This is a genomic window from Nocardia fodinahabitans (assembly GCF_052983615.1).
The window spans coordinates 3,761,905-3,777,651 of record NZ_JBRJJC010000001.1 but is presented as its reverse complement, the minus strand read 5'-3'; the positions used below and the strand labels follow the sequence as shown (position 1 = coordinate 3,777,651).

Annotated in this window: 13 protein-coding genes; 6 read left to right on the top strand and 7 right to left on the bottom strand. The window is 67.6% G+C overall.

Features of this window, described 5'->3' with window-relative positions; genetic code table 11:
• Window positions 1–26 precede the first annotated feature (26 nt).
• On the bottom strand, window positions 27–224 hold the full coding sequence (locus tag NV348_RS17540) for a DUF397 domain-containing protein (RefSeq protein ID WP_308248653.1): 198 nt from the start codon (window positions 222–224) through the stop codon (window positions 27–29).
• A 431-nt stretch (window positions 225–655) separates the two neighbouring features.
• Here NV348_RS17540 and NV348_RS17535 point away from each other — a divergent pair, with 431 nt between their 5' ends.
• The 3 genes from NV348_RS17535 to NV348_RS17525 are packed head-to-tail and all read left to right on the top strand — an operon-like array spanning window position 656 to window position 2,810.
• A complete protein-coding gene (locus NV348_RS17535; protein WP_447147845.1) occupies window positions 656–1,144 on the top strand; it encodes a DUF309 domain-containing protein in 489 nt (162 codons plus the stop codon).
• A gap of 9 nt (window positions 1,145–1,153) precedes the next feature.
• Complete coding sequence (gene gluQRS, locus NV348_RS17530) at window positions 1,154–2,080, top strand: tRNA glutamyl-Q(34) synthetase GluQRS (protein ID WP_447147844.1); 927 nt, start codon at window positions 1,154–1,156, stop codon at window positions 2,078–2,080.
• 43 nt (window positions 2,081–2,123) lie between these two features.
• Complete coding sequence (locus tag NV348_RS17525) at window positions 2,124–2,810, top strand: RDD family protein (RefSeq protein WP_447147843.1); 687 nt, start codon at window positions 2,124–2,126, stop codon at window positions 2,808–2,810.
• A gap of 67 nt (window positions 2,811–2,877) precedes the next feature.
• Here the strand turns inward: NV348_RS17525 and NV348_RS17520 are convergent, their stop codons facing one another.
• On the bottom strand, window positions 2,878–3,435 hold the full coding sequence (locus NV348_RS17520; RefSeq protein WP_447147842.1) for a DUF4190 domain-containing protein: 558 nt from the start codon (window positions 3,433–3,435) through the stop codon (window positions 2,878–2,880).
• Between the two features lie 62 nt (window positions 3,436–3,497).
• Here NV348_RS17520 and NV348_RS17515 point away from each other — a divergent pair, with 62 nt between their 5' ends.
• Window positions 3,498–4,271 (top strand): queuosine precursor transporter, encoded by a 774-nt coding sequence (locus NV348_RS17515; RefSeq protein ID WP_447147841.1) that lies wholly within the window; start codon window positions 3,498–3,500, stop codon window positions 4,269–4,271.
• 216 nt (window positions 4,272–4,487) lie between these two features.
• Here the strand turns inward: NV348_RS17515 and tgt are convergent, their stop codons facing one another.
• The 5 genes from tgt to NV348_RS17490 form a co-directional block, all read right to left on the bottom strand.
• On the bottom strand, window positions 4,488–5,741 hold the full coding sequence (tgt, locus tag NV348_RS17510; RefSeq protein ID WP_447147840.1) for a tRNA guanosine(34) transglycosylase Tgt: 1,254 nt from the start codon (window positions 5,739–5,741) through the stop codon (window positions 4,488–4,490).
• 58 nt (window positions 5,742–5,799) lie between these two features.
• Window positions 5,800–7,707: an ABC transporter ATP-binding protein gene (locus NV348_RS17505; RefSeq protein WP_447147839.1), complete on the bottom strand. Its 1,908-nt coding sequence runs from the start codon at window positions 7,705–7,707 to the stop codon at window positions 5,800–5,802.
• Window positions 7,704–9,437 carry an ABC transporter ATP-binding protein gene (locus NV348_RS17500; protein ID WP_447147838.1) on the bottom strand — a complete coding sequence of 578 codons (1,734 nt, stop codon included), beginning with the start codon at window positions 9,435–9,437 and terminating at the stop codon, window positions 7,704–7,706. Before NV348_RS17500 ends, NV348_RS17505 begins: the two co-directional genes overlap by 4 nt.
• An 82-nt stretch (window positions 9,438–9,519) precedes the next feature.
• Window positions 9,520–9,996: an RrF2 family transcriptional regulator gene (locus tag NV348_RS17495; protein WP_447147837.1), complete on the bottom strand. Its 477-nt coding sequence runs from the start codon at window positions 9,994–9,996 to the stop codon at window positions 9,520–9,522.
• A 47-nt stretch (window positions 9,997–10,043) separates the two neighbouring features.
• Window positions 10,044–10,640: a TetR/AcrR family transcriptional regulator gene (locus tag NV348_RS17490; RefSeq protein WP_447147836.1), complete on the bottom strand. Its 597-nt coding sequence runs from the start codon at window positions 10,638–10,640 to the stop codon at window positions 10,044–10,046.
• 200 nt (window positions 10,641–10,840) lie between these two features.
• Between NV348_RS17490 and NV348_RS17485 the strand changes: the two genes are divergently transcribed.
• Window positions 10,841–13,135 carry an MMPL family transporter gene (locus NV348_RS17485; protein ID WP_447147835.1) on the top strand — a complete coding sequence of 765 codons (2,295 nt, stop codon included), beginning with the start codon at window positions 10,841–10,843 and terminating at the stop codon, window positions 13,133–13,135.
• 199 nt (window positions 13,136–13,334) lie between these two features.
• Complete coding sequence (locus NV348_RS17480; RefSeq protein WP_447147834.1) at window positions 13,335–15,623, top strand: MMPL family transporter; 2,289 nt, start codon at window positions 13,335–13,337, stop codon at window positions 15,621–15,623.
• Window positions 15,624–15,747 lie beyond the last annotated feature (124 nt).

Sequence of the window (15,747 nt, the reverse complement as noted above, 5' to 3'; positions counted from 1 at the left end):
TGCCTTCTCGAGGCGCATGGCGCGGCTCAGCCGCGCGCGAACTCTCCCGCGGTGACATCGGCTAAGAACGCGCGCCACTCTCCCGGTCCGAAGGCCAGCACGGGACCGCGACCGCGATCCTTGGTGTCGCGGACCGCGACATCGCCGCCGGCGAGAAAGGCCACTTCCACGCAGTTCCCATCGGGTCCGCTGTAGGTGCTCTTCCGCCACACAGCGTCCGTCACATCAACTTCCACGGCACTTACTCCTTTGCATGATCGAGAACGGGATTACTCCAGGAATCGTTGCAACATTCCGATATCCGGTGCGATCGACGAGTTACTTCGTGGCACAGAGAGCACTGCCACACGGCGCGCGCAACCGACCGGCACGAACCAGCGCATCGAGGCGTTTCCGCCTCCGGGGGCTGCCCCCGCGGAAGAAACACTAGCAGGTCTTCCGCAAGTTTGCGGATGAGAATTTGCTTTCTCATAGGGGTTTGCCAAGCTTGCGAAGCTTCACGTTTGCGGGAGCATTGCCAGGCCCCGCTACCCATTCCCCAACCGGCTGACACATCAACTTTTACTTCCATGTGATTAGTCCGTGATACGTCAATTTCCCGGCCGTCTCAGCCGCCCCTCGGGCACCACTGACGACACCCGTGGATCATGGGGGAATGATCTCCCGTGACCGCGATGCCGCAGGTCGTGCCCGCAACGACCGCCCCAGGGACCGCCTCGGCAGGCCGCTGCCCCCCGGCAGTGCCGGGGTCGCCCGAATTCCGGACGACCTCGAGCTGGCACCCCAGCAAACTCTCACCTTCGCTCAGCAACTGCTGGACGACGGTTTGGCATTCAATGCCCACGAGGTACTGGAGGCGGCATGGAAGAACGGGCCGGTAGCCGAGCGGATGCTCTGGCAGGGGCTCGCGCAATACGCCGTCGGCATCACCCACATCCAGCGTGGAAACGCCAAGGGCGCGGGTACTCTGCTGCGCCGCGCGAGCGGGCGGCTCGGGGCCTACCCGGCGAATGCCCAGCAGCACGATGTCGACCGGGCCGGGCTGATCGCCCACGCGGCCGTCCTGCTCGCAGCGCTGGACGCGGGCGGCCCCATCGCCGAGGAGCAGCTGCGACCGCGGCTGTGCCATCCGCCCGCCGCATAGGATGGTCCGGTGCCAACCAGCCCCTCCACCGGCGCGGGCCGGTACGCCCCGAGCCCCTCGGGTGAACTGCACCTGGGCAATCTGCGCACCGCGATCCTGGCGTGGCTGTTCGCCCGCACGACCGGACGCGGCTTCCTGCTCCGGATCGACGATCTCGACCGGGTCCGCCCCGGCGCCGCCGAACGCCAGCTCGACGACCTCGCCGCCATCGGCATCGATTGGGACGGCGCCGTGGTGCGCCAATCCGAACGACTGTCTCGCTACGACGCGGCCATCACCGAACTCACCGCCGCCGGGCGCACCTACGAATGCTTCTGTACCCGCCGCGAGATCCAGCAGGCCGCGACCGCGCCGCACGGACCGATGGGCGCCTACCCGGGCACCTGCCGCCACCTGACCGATGCCGAGCGCACGGCCAAGCGCGCCGAAGGACGACCTGCCGCACTGCGATTGCGCGCCGACGTCGGCGATTACGCGATCACCGATCTACTGCACGGCGAATACCGTGGCGCCGTCGACGATCTGGTGCTGCGCCGAGGCGACGGAATCCCCGCCTACAACCTCACGGTCGTCGTCGACGACGCGGATCAGGGCGTCGACCAAGTGGTCCGCGGCGACGACCTGCTGCCGTCCACTCCACGCCAGGCCTACCTCGCCGAGTTGCTCGGACTGACCGCGCCCGCATACGCGCACGTCCCGCTGGTGCTCAACCAGGAGGGTAAGCGACTGGCCAAACGTGACGGTGCCGTGAGCCTTTCGGACCAGCGCGCCCTGGGCAACACGCCCGAGGATGTGGTGGCGGCCCTCGCCGATTCCCTCGGCTACGCCGCGCGGACAACAGCCGAGCTACGCGAAGTTTTCGACCCGGCGCGGATACCGGGAAAACCGTGGATACTCGAGCCTATCGGGTTGTTCCGACCAGAGGGATGTCCGTAACGTACGCATCGACCGATCTCCTGATCACGACGAGGACGAATTTATGACCAGCGGTGGTTACGACCCCAACCAGTACCCGCAGGGCGGTCAGCCCGGCGGCTACGGCCAGGACCCCTACGGCCAGCAGCAGCCGGGTTACGGCCAGCAGCAGCCGGGATACGGGCAGCAGCAGCCGTACGGGCAGCCCCAGCCCGGTTACGGCCAGGACCCCTACGGCCAGCAGCAGCCGGCCTACGGCCAGGACCCGTACGGCCAGCAGGCCTACCCGGGCGGCCAGGGCGGTTACGGCCAGCAGGGTTACGGCGGCGTGCAGCCTGCCGATCTGGGTGTCCGGATCGGCGCGCGCGTCATCGACAACCTGATCGTCAGTCTCCCGCTCGCGATCGTGCTGGCGCTGGTGTTCAGCGGTAACACCTACCAGTTCGTCAGCGGCGCTGTCGTCTCGCTGGCGGTCTACGGCTACTTCATCGCCATGGAAGTCACCCAGGGCACCTCGCTCGGCAAGAAGATGCTGGGCCTGCGGGTCGTCGCCCCCGGTGGCGCGCCGAACCTGACCCCGGAGCAGTCGGCCAAGCGCAACCTGTTCCAGATCGTCGGCCTGATCCCGTGCGTCGGTGGCCTGATCAGCCTGGGTCTGGCGATCTACATCATGGTCACCATCTCCCAGGACCCGAACAAGCAGGGCTGGCACGACAAGTTCGCCGGCGGCACGCAGGTCGTCAAGGGCTGATTCCCGGCTGACGAAAACGTCAGGGGCGCTTCCGGATACGGAAGCGCCCCTGTTTCGTTGTCGGGAGTCAGTACGACGAGGACGAATCCAAACCGCCCGCTACCCCGAGCACGATGACGAACACCACGTACAGCAGAGCGAGCACCAGGGTGATCGCGCCGATCCAGATGCCGGCCAGCGCCATGCCGCGGCCTTCACCGCCGCGCTCCTTGATCTGGTTGAGCGCCATCACACCGAGCACGATGCCGACGATCGAACCGATGCAGGTGCACAGGCCGACCAGCGAGGAGACCAGCGCGCCGATCGCCAGGCCGTTGGTGCCCTGCGGCTGCGGGAACCCGCCGTAGGGCTGGTAGCCGCCCGCGGCCGGGTAGGCGCCGTAGGCGGGCTGCTGCGGCGGCTGCGGATACTGCGGCGCCGAGGGCTGCTGGTAGTTGGGGTACTGCGGCTGCGACGGCGGAGGGGCGGGCTGCTGCGGGTACTGCGGCGTCGACGGGTAGCTGGGTGGCTGCGACGGCTGCGCGGACGGGTACTGCGGCACCGAGCCCGGCGCGCCGGACTCCGGCGACACGCCGGAGCCGCCGTACTGCTTCCACCATTCGTCGGAATCGCCGGGATTCGTCATTGGTACAGCGTATTCCACAACCGGCGCCCGTGAGGCACCGCGACCTTGGTTGGATAGGAGCCGTGACTGATGCAAACACTCTCGACCAACCTGCCGAATCTGGGCGCCCCGCGCCGGACCATGCGGCATTCGCCCAGGTTGCGCGGGGGTTCTACCCGGTAATCGTCGCCGTGTTCACGGCGACGCTGATCATCTCCAACATCTGCGCCACCAAGGGCGTCGAGTTCTTCGCCGGCGAATCGGTGATGCTCGGCCCGCTGCAGATCCTGCCGATCGCGACCGACGGCGCCTTCTTCCTGTTCCCGCTCGCCTACATCCTCGGTGACGTGCTCAGCGAGGTGTACGGCTTCCGTGCCACCCGCCACGCCATCTACACCGGTTTCGCCGCGCTGCTGCTCACCGTCGTGTGCTTCGCGATCGCGATCCGGCTGCCCGCCGCGGGCTTCTACGAGAACCAGGAAGCGTTCCGGACGGTCCTCGGTACCACCCCGCAACTGGTGCTCGCGGGCCTGGCCGGCTACTTCGTCGGTCAGCTGCTGAACTCGGCCACCCTGGTGATGATCAAGGAACGCACCAAGGAGAAGCACCTGTGGGCCCGGCTGCTCGGCTCCACCGTCATCGGCGAGTTCGCCGACACGCTGATCTTCTGCTCGATCGCCGCCACCGCCATCGGCATCAGCACCTGGCAGTCGTTCGTCAACTACGTCATCGTCGGCTTCCTGTGGAAGACGCTGTGCGAGATCATCGTCATGCCGATCACCTACCGCGTGATCGCGCTCCTCAAGAAGACCGAGCCGACCTACGCCCCCGCGAAGGTCGACGCACTGCGGGATTAGTTGGAGCGCTGGCGGGGTTGTTGGAGCGCTGGCGCGCTCGAGTCGGCGGCCCTTTGGGTCCCGCCGGTCAGGCGCCGTGGCTTGCTCCTTCGTCGCTTGCGCCACGGCGCCTGACCGGCGGGACGGCCGCCGACGGCCGACTGCGTCGGCCTGCCCCTCCTCGGGGTCGGGGCGTGGTGGTCCTCGGGGGGCGGGGCGGTGGGTGGGTGGGTCGGGTCAGGCGCTTGGGGCCTTGATCCGGCCTTTCCACTGGCCGAGGAATTCGGTTTTGAACTCGTCGAAGTAGCCGCCCTCGATGCTGGCGCGGATCCGGTCGACCAGCCGCACGGTGAACCGCTCGTTGTGGATCGTGCAGAGCGTGGCCGAGAGCATCTCCTTGGCCTTGAACAGGTGATGCAGGTAGGCGCGGGTGTAGTGGGCGCAGGTGTAGCAGTCGCAGTTCTCGTCGATCGGGGTGAAATCGCGGCGGAAGCGGCTGGTGTTGATGTTGAACCGGCCCTCGTCGACGTAGATCGCGGCGTTGCGCGCCACCCGGGACGGGTTCACGCAGTCGAAGGTGTCGGCGCCGTTCTCGATGGCGACGAACATGTCCTCGGGTTCGCTGATGCCGAGCATGTGGCGCGGCTTGTGCTCGGGCAGCTCGTCACAGCACCAGCCGACGATGGTGCCGAGATTGTGCTTCTCCAGCGCGCCGCCGATGCCGTAGCCGTCGAATTCCGTTCCGCCGGAACCGCGGATCTCCTCGAGCTCGCGACAGGCCTTGCGCCGCAGGTCTTCGTACTGCGCGCCCTGGATCACCGCGAACAGGGCCTGGTAGGGCCGATGACCGCGCTCGCCGGTGAGCTTCTCGTGCTCGTCGATGCAGCGCTGCGCCCACTCGTGCGTGCGCTGTAGCGATTTCTCCTGGTAGCCACGGGTGTTCAACAGGGTGGTCAGCTCGTCGAAGGCGAACATGATGTCGGCGCCGAGCTGATGCTGGATGCCCATCGACACCTCGGGGGTGAACCGGTGCTTGGAGCCGTCCAGGTGGGAGCGAAAGGTGACGCCGTCGTCGTCGACGGTGGCCAGGCGCTCCTTGCCCTCGGCGATCACCTCGTCGGAGCGGATGTCGACCGCTTCCATCGCGAGCACCTTCTTGAACCCGACGCCCAGCGACATCACCTGGAAGCCGCCGCTGTCGGTGAAGGTGGGGCCGGACCAGTTCATGAACTGGCCGAGACCGCCCGCCTCGTCGACGATGTCGGCACCCGGTTGCAAGTACAGGTGGTAGGCGTTGGCCAGCAGCGCCTGCGCGCCGAGCTCCTTCATCGCCTCCGGCAGCACCGCCTTCACCGACGCCTTGGTGCCGACCGGGATGAAGGCGGGCGTGGCGATCTCGCCGTGCGGGGTACCGATGACGCCGGTACGGCCGTGCCGCCCGCCGTCGAGACGGGTGCCTACGGTGAAGGAGAACTCGCTGGGATCGGCCACCAGCCCATCGTGCCAGGACTGCCCGGCGCGTCACCCGCCCGGGTGACGCGCCGGTCTCCTACAGTTCCGCCGCCGCGAACTGCGCGTTGTAGAGGCGGTAGTACGCGCCGCGCTCCTCGAGCAGCCGCTCGTGCGAGCCGTGCTCGACGATGCGGCCCTTCTCCATCACCACGATCAGGTCGGCGTCGCGGATGGTGGACAGGCGGTGCGCGATGACGAAGCTGGTGCGGTCGCGGCGCAGGGCCGCGGTCGCGTGCTGGACCAGCAGTTCGGTGCGGGTATCGACCGAGCTGGTCGCCTCGTCGAGGATCAGGATCGACGGCTTGGCCAGGAACGCGCGGGCGATGGTGATCAGCTGCTTCTCCCCCGCGCTGACACCGCCGCCCTCCTCATCGATCACCGTGTCGTAGCCGTGCGGCAGCGCGTGTACGAACCGGTCGACGTAGGCGGCGCGGGCCGCGGCCAGGATGTCGTGCTCGGAGGCGTTCGGGTTGCCGTAGGCGATGTTCTCCCGGATCGTGCCCTTGAACAGCCAGGTGTCCTGCAGCACCATGCCGATTCGCGAGCGCAGATGATCGCGGGTGATGGTGGTGATGTCGACGTCGTCGATCGAGATGGTGCCCGCGTCGAGCTCGTAGAAGCGCATGAGCAGGTTGACCAGGGTGGTCTTGCCCGCGCCGGTCGGGCCGACGATGGCGACGACGTGCCCGGGGTCGGCGACCAGCGACAGCCGCTCGATGACCGGCACCTCGGGGTCGTACCCGAAGGAGACCGCCTCGAACTCGACCCGTCCGCGATCGACCGGGCGCTGGTTCTCCACCACCGGGTCGGGGCTCTGTTCCTCGGCGTCGAGGATCTCGAAGATCCGCTCCGCCGAGGCGACGCCGGACTGCAGCAGGTTGGCCATCGCGCCGATCTGGGTGAGCGGCTGGCTGAACTGGCGCGAGTACTGGATGAACGCCTGCACGTCACCCAGCGACAGGTTGCCCGTGGCCACCCGCAGACCACCGACCAGCGCGATGAACACGAAGTTCACGTTCCCGAGGAACATGATGGCCGGCATGATCAGGCCGGAAATGAACTGTGCCTTGAAGCTCGCGTCGTAGAGCTGCTGGTTGCGCTCGTCGAACTCCTTGCCGACCTCGCGGCTGCGGCCGAACGCGGTGATGATCTCGTGGCCGGTGTAGGCCTCCTCGACCGAGGCGTTCACCGCGCCGGTGAACTTCCACTGGTCGACGAAGTGCGGCTTGGACCGCTTGGCGATCTGCGCCGTGACGATGATGGCCGCGGGCACGGTGAGCAGCGCGATCAGCGCCAGCAGCGGCGAGATCCAGAACATCATGATCAGGATGCCGACCACGGTGAACAGCGAGACCAGCAGCTGACTGATCGTCTGCTGCAGGCTCTGCGAGACATTGTCGACGTCGTTGGTGACGCGGCTGAGCACGTCACCGCGCGGCGCGGAGTCGAAGTAGCGCAGCGGCAGCCGGTGGAGCTTGTTCTCGACGTCGTCGCGCAGCCGCTTGACGGTCCGGTTGATGACGATGTTGAGCAGGTAACCCTGCAGCCAGCCGAACACCGAGGCCGCCACGTACAGGGAGAGCACGATCAGCAGCACCCGCGCGACGGCGTCGAAATCGATGCCGGTACCAGGGATGACGTTCATCGCCGAGAGCATGTCGGCGCGGGTGTTCTCGCCGCGGTCGCGCAGCATCTCGATGGTCTGCTCTTTGCTGAACCGCGGGTCGAGCTGCTTGCCGACGAAACCGTCGAAGACCAGGTTGGTGGCCTTGCCGAGCAGGTAGGGGCCGAGCGTGTTGAGCACCACCGAGGTGATCACCAGCGCGATGATCACGCCGACGGCGAAGCGTTCCGGCGCGAGCCTGCGCAGCAGGCGCTTCAGCGACGGTCCGAACGACTTGGCCTTCGTACCCGGCGCGCCGGGTACCGGAGCACCGGGCCTCATCGAGCCTCCTCCACACTGAGCTGGGACTCGACGATCTCGCGATACTCGGGACATCGCTGCATCAACTGGTCGTGCGTGCCGATGCCCGCCATCGCGCCGTCCTCCAGGACGACGATCTGGTCCGCGTCGCGTATGGTCGCGATCCGCTGGGCGACGATGATCACCGAGGCATCGGCCGTCTCGGGCGCGAGCGCGGCGCGCAGCCTGGCGTCGGTGGCGACGTCGAGCGCCGAGAAGGAGTCGTCGAACAGGTAGACGCGCGGCCTGCGTACCAGCGCGCGGGCGATGCACAGGCGCTGACGCTGCCCGCCCGACACCGTGGTGCCGCCCTGGGCGACCGGGGTATCGAGCCCCTGCGGCATCTCACGCACGAAGTCGGCCGCCTGGGCCACCTCGAGCGCGTGCCACAGTTCCTCGTCGGTGGCCTCGGGCTTGCCGTAGCGCAGGTTGCTCGCGACGGTGCCGGAGAACAGGTACGCCTTCTGCGGCACCAGGCCGATGCCGCCGCGCAGGAGTTCGAGGTCGAGATGGCGCACGTCGGTGCCGCCGACGTAGACCGCGCCGTCGGTGACGTCGATCAGCCGTGGGATCAGGTTGACCAGGGTGGTCTTGCCCGAGCCGGTGGCGCCGACGATCGCGGTCGTCGTGCCGGGGGCGACCTGGAACCGGATGCCGCGCAGCACCGGCTTCTCCGCGCCGGGGAAGGCGAACTCGGCGAACTGCAGGTCGACCGCGGCCGGGTCGGCGGCGAAGGGCTGCGGCAGCCGCGGCGGCCGGACCGAGGACTCGGTCTCGAGCACCCCGCCGATCCGGTCGGCCGAGACCGCGGCGCGCGGCGCCATCATGGCCAGGAACGAGGCCATCATGACGGCCATCAGGATCTGCATGATGTAGGACAGCATCGCGGTGAGCGAGCCGATCTGCATGGTGCCGTTGTCGACGTGGTGACCGCCGAACCAGATCACCGCGACGGCGGTGACGTTGCTGATCAGCATGACCGTCGGGAACATCAGCGCCATCAGCTTGCCGACCCGCAGCGAGGCGTCGGTGAGCGAGGTGTTGGCCATCCCGAAGCGCCAGATCTCCTGCCGCTCCCGCACGAACGCCCGCACCACTCTGATGCCGGTGATCTGCTCGCGCAGCACCCGGTTCACCTCATCGATGCGCGCCTGCATCTGCCGGAAGCCGGGCACCATGCGGGCCACGATCGTGCCCATGGCCAGCGCCAGCGCGGGGACCGCGATCAGCAGCAGCCAGGACAGGCCGAGGTCTTCGCGCAGCGCCATGATGATGCCGCCGACACACATGATCGGCGCCATCACCAGAATCGTCACCGACATGACGATGAGCAGCTGTACCTGCTGGATGTCGTTGGTCGAGCGGGTGATCAGCGACGGCGCGCCGAACATGCCGACCTCCCGCGCCGAGAACGTCTCGACCCGGTGCAGCACCCCACCGCGTATGTCCCGGCCCGCGCCCATGGCCGCCTGGGCGCCGAGGTACACCGACGCCGACGAGGCCACGATCTGCACGCAGCTGATCGCGAGCATGAACAATCCGGTGGACCAGATGTAGCCGATATCGCCCTTGGTGACGCCGTTGTCGATGAGGTCGGCGTTGAGGCTGGGCAGGTAGAGCATCGCGATGACCGAGATCAGCTGGAGCACGAGGACACCGGCCAGCTGAGCGCGGTACGGGGCCAGGTAGGTCCGCAGCAGGGTGATCAACATGGTGGTCGCAGGCTACCGCGTGCGGGTGACCATCGCCGCTGACTTTTACCCGCCCTGTGGACAAGTCCGGCCTGTGGATGAACTAGGCGCCGGCGGGGGTCCGCGGCTCGCGGCGCACCCAGGCGCCGGGGTCGGCGATCAGCTCGCCGATGAAACCCGGCAGCCGGTCGGCGGCGATATCGGCGATGGAGACGTTCTCCAGCACGGCCCTGATGTTGACCCGCAGCGCGATCCACACCTGTTGCAGCGGTTCGGCGGCGCCCGGGTAGCGCACGTCCTCGGGGCGCTGCCCGCGGACCGAGGCCAGCGGCGATTCCACGGCACGGATCACGTCGGCCACCGAGATGTCCGGGGCCGGCCTGCCGAGTCGGTAGCCGCCGTCGGGGCCGCGCCTGCTCAGCACGAGGTCGGCGCGACGCAGCTCGGCCAGCACGGTCTCGAGTACCTTCGGCGGGATCTGCGCGGCGGCGGCGATCGCCTCGGCCTTGACGACGCCGTCGGCCGCGGCGAGCTCCAGCAGCGTTCGCACCGCGTAATCGACCCTGGCGGTGATATGCACGAGTCGAACTTACGCGGTCGCCCCGGCGGGAGCGGCGGGCCGCCCTCTCATGCCGACCGTCCGCAGCCGGTCAGCACACAGGTCGCCGCGTCGAGCAGGGTCTTCTCGACCAACTCGTCGGTCGCGCCGGGCGCCAGCTCCGACGACAGCAGCGCGACCCCGAGCACCTCGATGGCCGCGGCCGCGCGCAGCATCGCCTCCTGGTCCGGGTCGGGACCGGCCAGCCAGGTGCGCAGTTCCCTGGTCGGCTCCATCAGATCGGGGTAGCGATCGGCGATGGCGTTGACGATCGCCGCCGTGTCGCGCACGCACAGCGCGCCCGCGGCGCGGTGCCGGATCATCCCGCGCAGATAGGTGCGCAGCACCGCGCGGATGCCTTCGTCGTCGTAGGGCACCGCGTCGATGTCGGTGACGATGTCACGCATGTGGTCGATGATCGGATCGATGATCGCGAGCAGCAGATCCAGCTTCGACGCATAGTGGTAGTAGAGCGAAGCCTTTGTGATCCCCACCATATCGGCGACCTCGCGCAGGCTCGTCTGCTCGAATCCCTTGGCGGCGAAAAGCTGCACCGCGGCGTCGCGGATGGCCTGCTTAGTGCCTCCACCTGCGGATACGGCGTCGACGGTGTCTCGGGGAGCCATGTATTCAATCCTCCCATCACTGCGTGTGACTTAGTCGGCGCCCCCGAAATCGAGGTTGCCTCTCCACTTACTGAATCGGTAGTCTACCTACCGCACGGTAGGCAGAAAACGACGATGTGGAGGCGGGTCGTCAGGGGTGACCCGCAAGTGCTGTCTACGAGCCTGATCCCACCCGAGTTCTTCGCGCTAGGAGCACCCTCGTGTCCGTATACCTGTACAGATGGGGAAAGTTCGCTTTCCGCCGTAAATGGATCGTGCTACCGGTCTGGTTGTTGCTGTTCCTGCTGCTCGGCGGCGTCGGCGCCGCCCTGAGCAAGCCGATGACCAACGACTTCAGCATGCCGTCGCTGCCCTCGGCCCGTGCGAACGAGATCCTCGACAAGCACTTCCCCGGCATGTCCGAGCAGTTCAAGTTCGACGCCGTGTCCGGCACCTACGTGATCGGCGCCCCGGAGGGCCAGAAGCTCACCGATCCGGCCAACCGCGCCGCCGTCGACGCGCTCATCACCAAGCTCGGTGAGCTGCAGATCGTCGATCACTCGAAGCCGCTGATGAGCCCCATCGAGATGACCGACAAGATGGGCTGCCTGGCCGATCCCGATCCGTCGCAGTGCTCGGGCGCCCCGCTCAACGTGCTCAGCTCGACGGCGCCGGAGAGCGTCGCGGTGCTGAACGTGCCGTTCAGCATCGAGGGCGTCACCGACGTGACCGACGTCGAACGCGACGCCGCCTACGAGGTCGCCGCCGAAGCCCGCAACGCCGGCCTGACGGTGGAGCTCAGCGGTTCGATCGCGATGAAGCAGGAGCAGCCGAGCGGCAAGTCCGAGCTGATCGGCATGGGTGTCGCGCTGATCGTGATGGTGGTGGCCTTCGGCGCCATCGTCGCCGCCGTCGTCCCGATCGTCACCGCCATCGTCGGCCTCGGCGCCGCGACCTCGCTGATCATGCTCGGCACCTCGGTGATCGAGGTCCCCAGCTTCACCACGTTCCTCGCCTCGATGATCGGTATCGCGCTGTCGATCGACTACGCGCTGTTCATCGTGTCCAGGTACAAACACGAACTGGCCGTGCGTGACTCGGCCGAGGAAGCCGCGGGCACCGCGCTCGGCACCGCCGGTTCGGCCGTCGTGTTCGCCGGTCTGACCGTCATCATCGCGCTCGGGGCGCTCAGCATCGTCGGCGTGCAGTTCCTGACCTTCATGGGTCTGGGTGGCGCCATCGCCGCCGGCTTCGCGGTGCTCACGGCGATCACCCTGATGCCCGCGCTGATGGGCGCCTTCGGCAAGTCGCTGTTCAAGCCGAAGCTGCCGCTGGTCGCCCAGCACGATCCCGAGGACGAGAACTCGGTCACCAACGGCCAGCGCTTCGCCCGCCTGATCGGCAAGGCCCCGTGGGTCGCGCTGATCCTGTCGGTGGTCGTGCTCGGCGCGCTCGCCGCACCCGCCGCCGGCCTGAACCTGGGTCTGCCCGGCGAGGACTCGGCGCCGAAGACCTCCACCGTCCGCAAGGCCTACGAGCTGCGCACCGAAGGTTTCGGTGAGGGCAGCAACGGCGTGCTGATGGTCGTCACCGATCTGAGCGCGGTGCCGGAGGGCCAGCGTGAGGCCGCGGTCGCCGCGCTGCGCGACAAGCTCGACTCCTACGACGGCATGGACTACGTGACCGAGCCGCAGTGGAGCGAGAACAAGCAGGGCGCCATGCTCAACGGCGTGCCGAAGTCCGGCCCGAACAACCAGGCCACCAAGGATCTGGTCGCCGAGGCGCGCGGCGCCGAAGCCGACCTGAAGGCGCAGTTCGGCATGGAGTACGGCATCACCGGCACCACCGCCATCTACGCCGATGTCGACCACGTGCTGCTCAGCAAGATCGTGCCGTACCTGGCGATCGTCGCCGGTGCCGCGTTCATCCTGCTGATCCTGGTGTTCCGCTCGATCCTGGTCCCGCTCACCGCGGCCCTGGGCTTCCTGCTGTCGATGGCGGCCACCTTCGGCGCCACCGTGCTGATCTTCCAGCAGGGCAAACTCGGCCTGATCGAGGATCCGCAGCCGCTGGTCAGCTTCCTGCCGATCATGTTGATCGGCTTGGTGTTCGGCCTGGCGATGGACTACCAGGTGTTCCTGGTGACCCGCATGCGCGAGGAATTCGTGCACGGCAAGTCGCCCAAGGACGCGATGGTCTCCGGCTACCACCACGGCGCCCGCGTCGTGACCTCGGCGGCGATCATCATGATCTCGGTGTTCGGCTCGTTCATCCTGGAAACCGACGTCACCGCGAAGTCGTTCGGCTTCGCCCTGGCCGCCGGTGTGGCGATCGACGCCTTCATCGTCCGCATGGTCGTGGTGCCCGCGCTGCTGGTCATCATGGGCAAGTGGTCGTGGTGGATCCCGAAGTGGCTCGACCGCATCCTGCCCGATATCGACGTCGAGGGCTCGAAGCTCGAACAGCTCCGTAACCAGGGCGCCGAGACGGTGAAGCACCCGCTTCCGGTCTCCTGACCCGCTCGAACAGGCCGACCCCGCAATCCACCCGGATTGCGGGGTCGGCCTGTTTTTCGCCCGTCGCGCCTGGCACGTTGCTTGATATCGCGGTGGCCTGGCACCAGACTCGGGATTGGTTAGACCCGGCTGTAAGCACGCCGCGCGTGCTGTACCTCCCGATCCGCGCTCTGCACCGATCACCGCGAGGAGAAGAACCGTGTCCGTCTATCTGTACCGGTGGGGCAAGCTGGCCTTTCGCCGCAAATGGATCGTGCTACCCGTCTGGCTGATCTGTTTCCTGGTGCTCGGCGCGCTCGGCGCGCAGCTCCAGAAACCGATGACCGACGACTTCAGCATGCCCAACCTGCCGTCGGAACGGGCGACGGAGATCCTCGACGAACACTTCCCCGGCATGTCGGAAGCCTTCGCTTTCGACGCGGTGACCGGCACCTATGTCGTCGGCGCGCCCGCCGGGCAGAAGCTCACCGACCCAGCCAACGAGCAGGCGCTCGACGCGATGATCGGCCGGCTCGATCAGCTCGGCATCGTCGATCACAGCAAGCCGATCCCGAATCCGATCGCGGTGACCGAGGAGATGGGCTGTCTCGGCGCCGAGCGCGATCCGTCGACCTGTAGCGGCGCACCGCTGAACGTGCTGAGCAAGACCGCACCCGACACCGTCGCGTACTTCAGCGTGCCGTTCACGATCAAGGAATTCGCCGACATCACGGCCGAGGACCGCGACGCCGCCTACGCCGTCGGTGACGCCGCCCGCGCGGCCGGGCTGACGGTCGAGATCAGCGGCACCATCGCGATGGAACAGGAGATGCCGAGCGGCAAGTCCGAGCTGATCGGCATGCTGGTGGCGCTGGTGGTCATGGTCGTCGCGTTCGGGGCGATCGTCGCCGCGTTCGTGCCGATCATCACCGCGATCGTCGGCCTCGGCGCGGCCACCTCGCTGATCTTCCTGTCCACCTCGGTGCTCTCGATCCCCAGCTTCACCACGTTCCTGGCCTCGATGATCGGCATCGCGCTCTCGATCGACTACGCGCTGTTCATCGTGTCCAGGTACAAACACGAGCTGGCGGTGCAGGATTCGGCGGAGGAAGCGGCCGGTACGGCGCTGGGCACGGCGGGTTCGGCGGTCGTGTTCGCCGGGCTCACCGTCATCATCGCGCTGGTCGGGCTGAGCATCGTCGGCGTGCGGTTCCTGACCTTCATGGGTCTGGGCGGCGCGATCGCGGCCGCGTTCGCGGTTCTGACCGCGATCACGCTGATGCCCGCGCTGCTCGGCGCGTTCGGCAAGTCCCTGTTCACACCGAAGCTGCCGCTGATCGCCCAGCACGATCCCGAAGACGACAGCGTCGTCACCAATGGCACCCGGGTGGCCAGGGTCATCGCGAAGCGGCCCGCCGTGACGATGGGGCTGGCCATCGTGGTGCTCGGCCTGCTGGCCGCGCCGGCGATCAACCTGAATCTGGGCCTGCCCGGCGAGGACAGCCTGCCCAAGTCGACCACCGTCCGTAAGGCCTACGACCTGCGCACCGAGGGCTTCGGCGAGGGCAGCAACGGCGTCCTGCAGATCGCCGTCGACCTCAGCGACACCCCCGCCGACCAGCGCGAAGCCGCGCTCCTCGCGTTGCGCGAGCAGCTCCAGTCCTATCCGGACATGGAGCTGGTCACCGAGCCGCAGCTCAGCCAGGACGGCGCGGGCGCGCTGATCAACGGCATCCCCGACGCCGGGCCGAACGCGCAGTCGACCAAGGATCTGGTGCAGTCGGCGCGCGACGCGGAACCCGCGCTGCACGATCAGTACAAGATGTCGTACGGCATCACCGGCAGCACCGCGATCTACGCCGATATCGACCACGTCCTGCTCAGCAAGATCGTGCCCTACATGGCGATCGTCGCCGGTGCCGCGTTCATCCTGCTGATCCTGGTGTTCCGCTCGATCCTGGTCCCGCTGACGGCCGCGCTCGGCTTCCTGCTGTCCATGGCGGCCACCTTCGGCGCCACCGTGCTGATCTTCCAGCAGGGCGAGCTAGGCCTCATCAAGGACCCGCATCCGCTGGTCAGCTTCCTGCCGATCATGTTGATCGGCTTGGTCTTCGGCCTGGCCATGGACTACCAGGTGTTCCTGGTGACCCGCATGCGCGAGGAGTACGTGCACGGCGCCGATCCCACCGAGGCCGTGGTCAAGGGCTATCACCACGGCGCGCGCGTGGTGACCTCGGCCGCGATCATCATGATCTCGGTGTTCGGCTCGTTCCTGCTCGAGTCCGACGTCACCGCCAAGTCCATGGGCTTCGCGCTCGCCGCGGGCGTCGCCCTCGACGCCTTCGTCGTCCGCATGGTCCTCATCCCCGCGCTACTGGTGCTGCTCGGCAAATGGGCATGGTGGATCCCGAAGTGGCTGGACAAGATCGTCCCCGACATCGACGTAGAGGGCGCGCGCCTACGCGAACTACAGCAACAGGAAAAAACCCCCGTCCCCGCACGCACATAACCCCCTCCCTTCCCACCCCCGGGTTTCCGGCCGCCTCGAATCCGAGGGGCGAGACGTACCGCCGAAGGCGCAGTATCGCCCCTCGGATTCGAGGCACCAGGGGCCGGAAACCCCGCGGCGCCAG

Coding starts and splice junctions, on each gene's coding strand:
- NV348_RS17535 (WP_447147845.1), top strand. CDS start 656: ATGATCTCCCGTGACCGCGATGCCGCAGGTCGTGCCCGCAACGACCGC.
- NV348_RS17525 (WP_447147843.1), top strand. CDS start 2,124: ATGACCAGCGGTGGTTACGACCCCAACCAGTACCCGCAGGGCGGTCAG.
- NV348_RS17520 (WP_447147842.1), bottom strand. CDS start 3,435: ATGACGAATCCCGGCGATTCCGACGAATGGTGGAAGCAGTACGGCGGC.
- NV348_RS17505 (WP_447147839.1), bottom strand. CDS start 7,707: ATGAGGCCCGGTGCTCCGGTACCCGGCGCGCCGGGTACGAAGGCCAAG.
- NV348_RS17500 (WP_447147838.1), bottom strand. CDS start 9,437: ATGTTGATCACCCTGCTGCGGACCTACCTGGCCCCGTACCGCGCTCAG.
- NV348_RS17490 (WP_447147836.1), bottom strand. CDS start 10,640: ATGGCTCCCCGAGACACCGTCGACGCCGTATCCGCAGGTGGAGGCACT.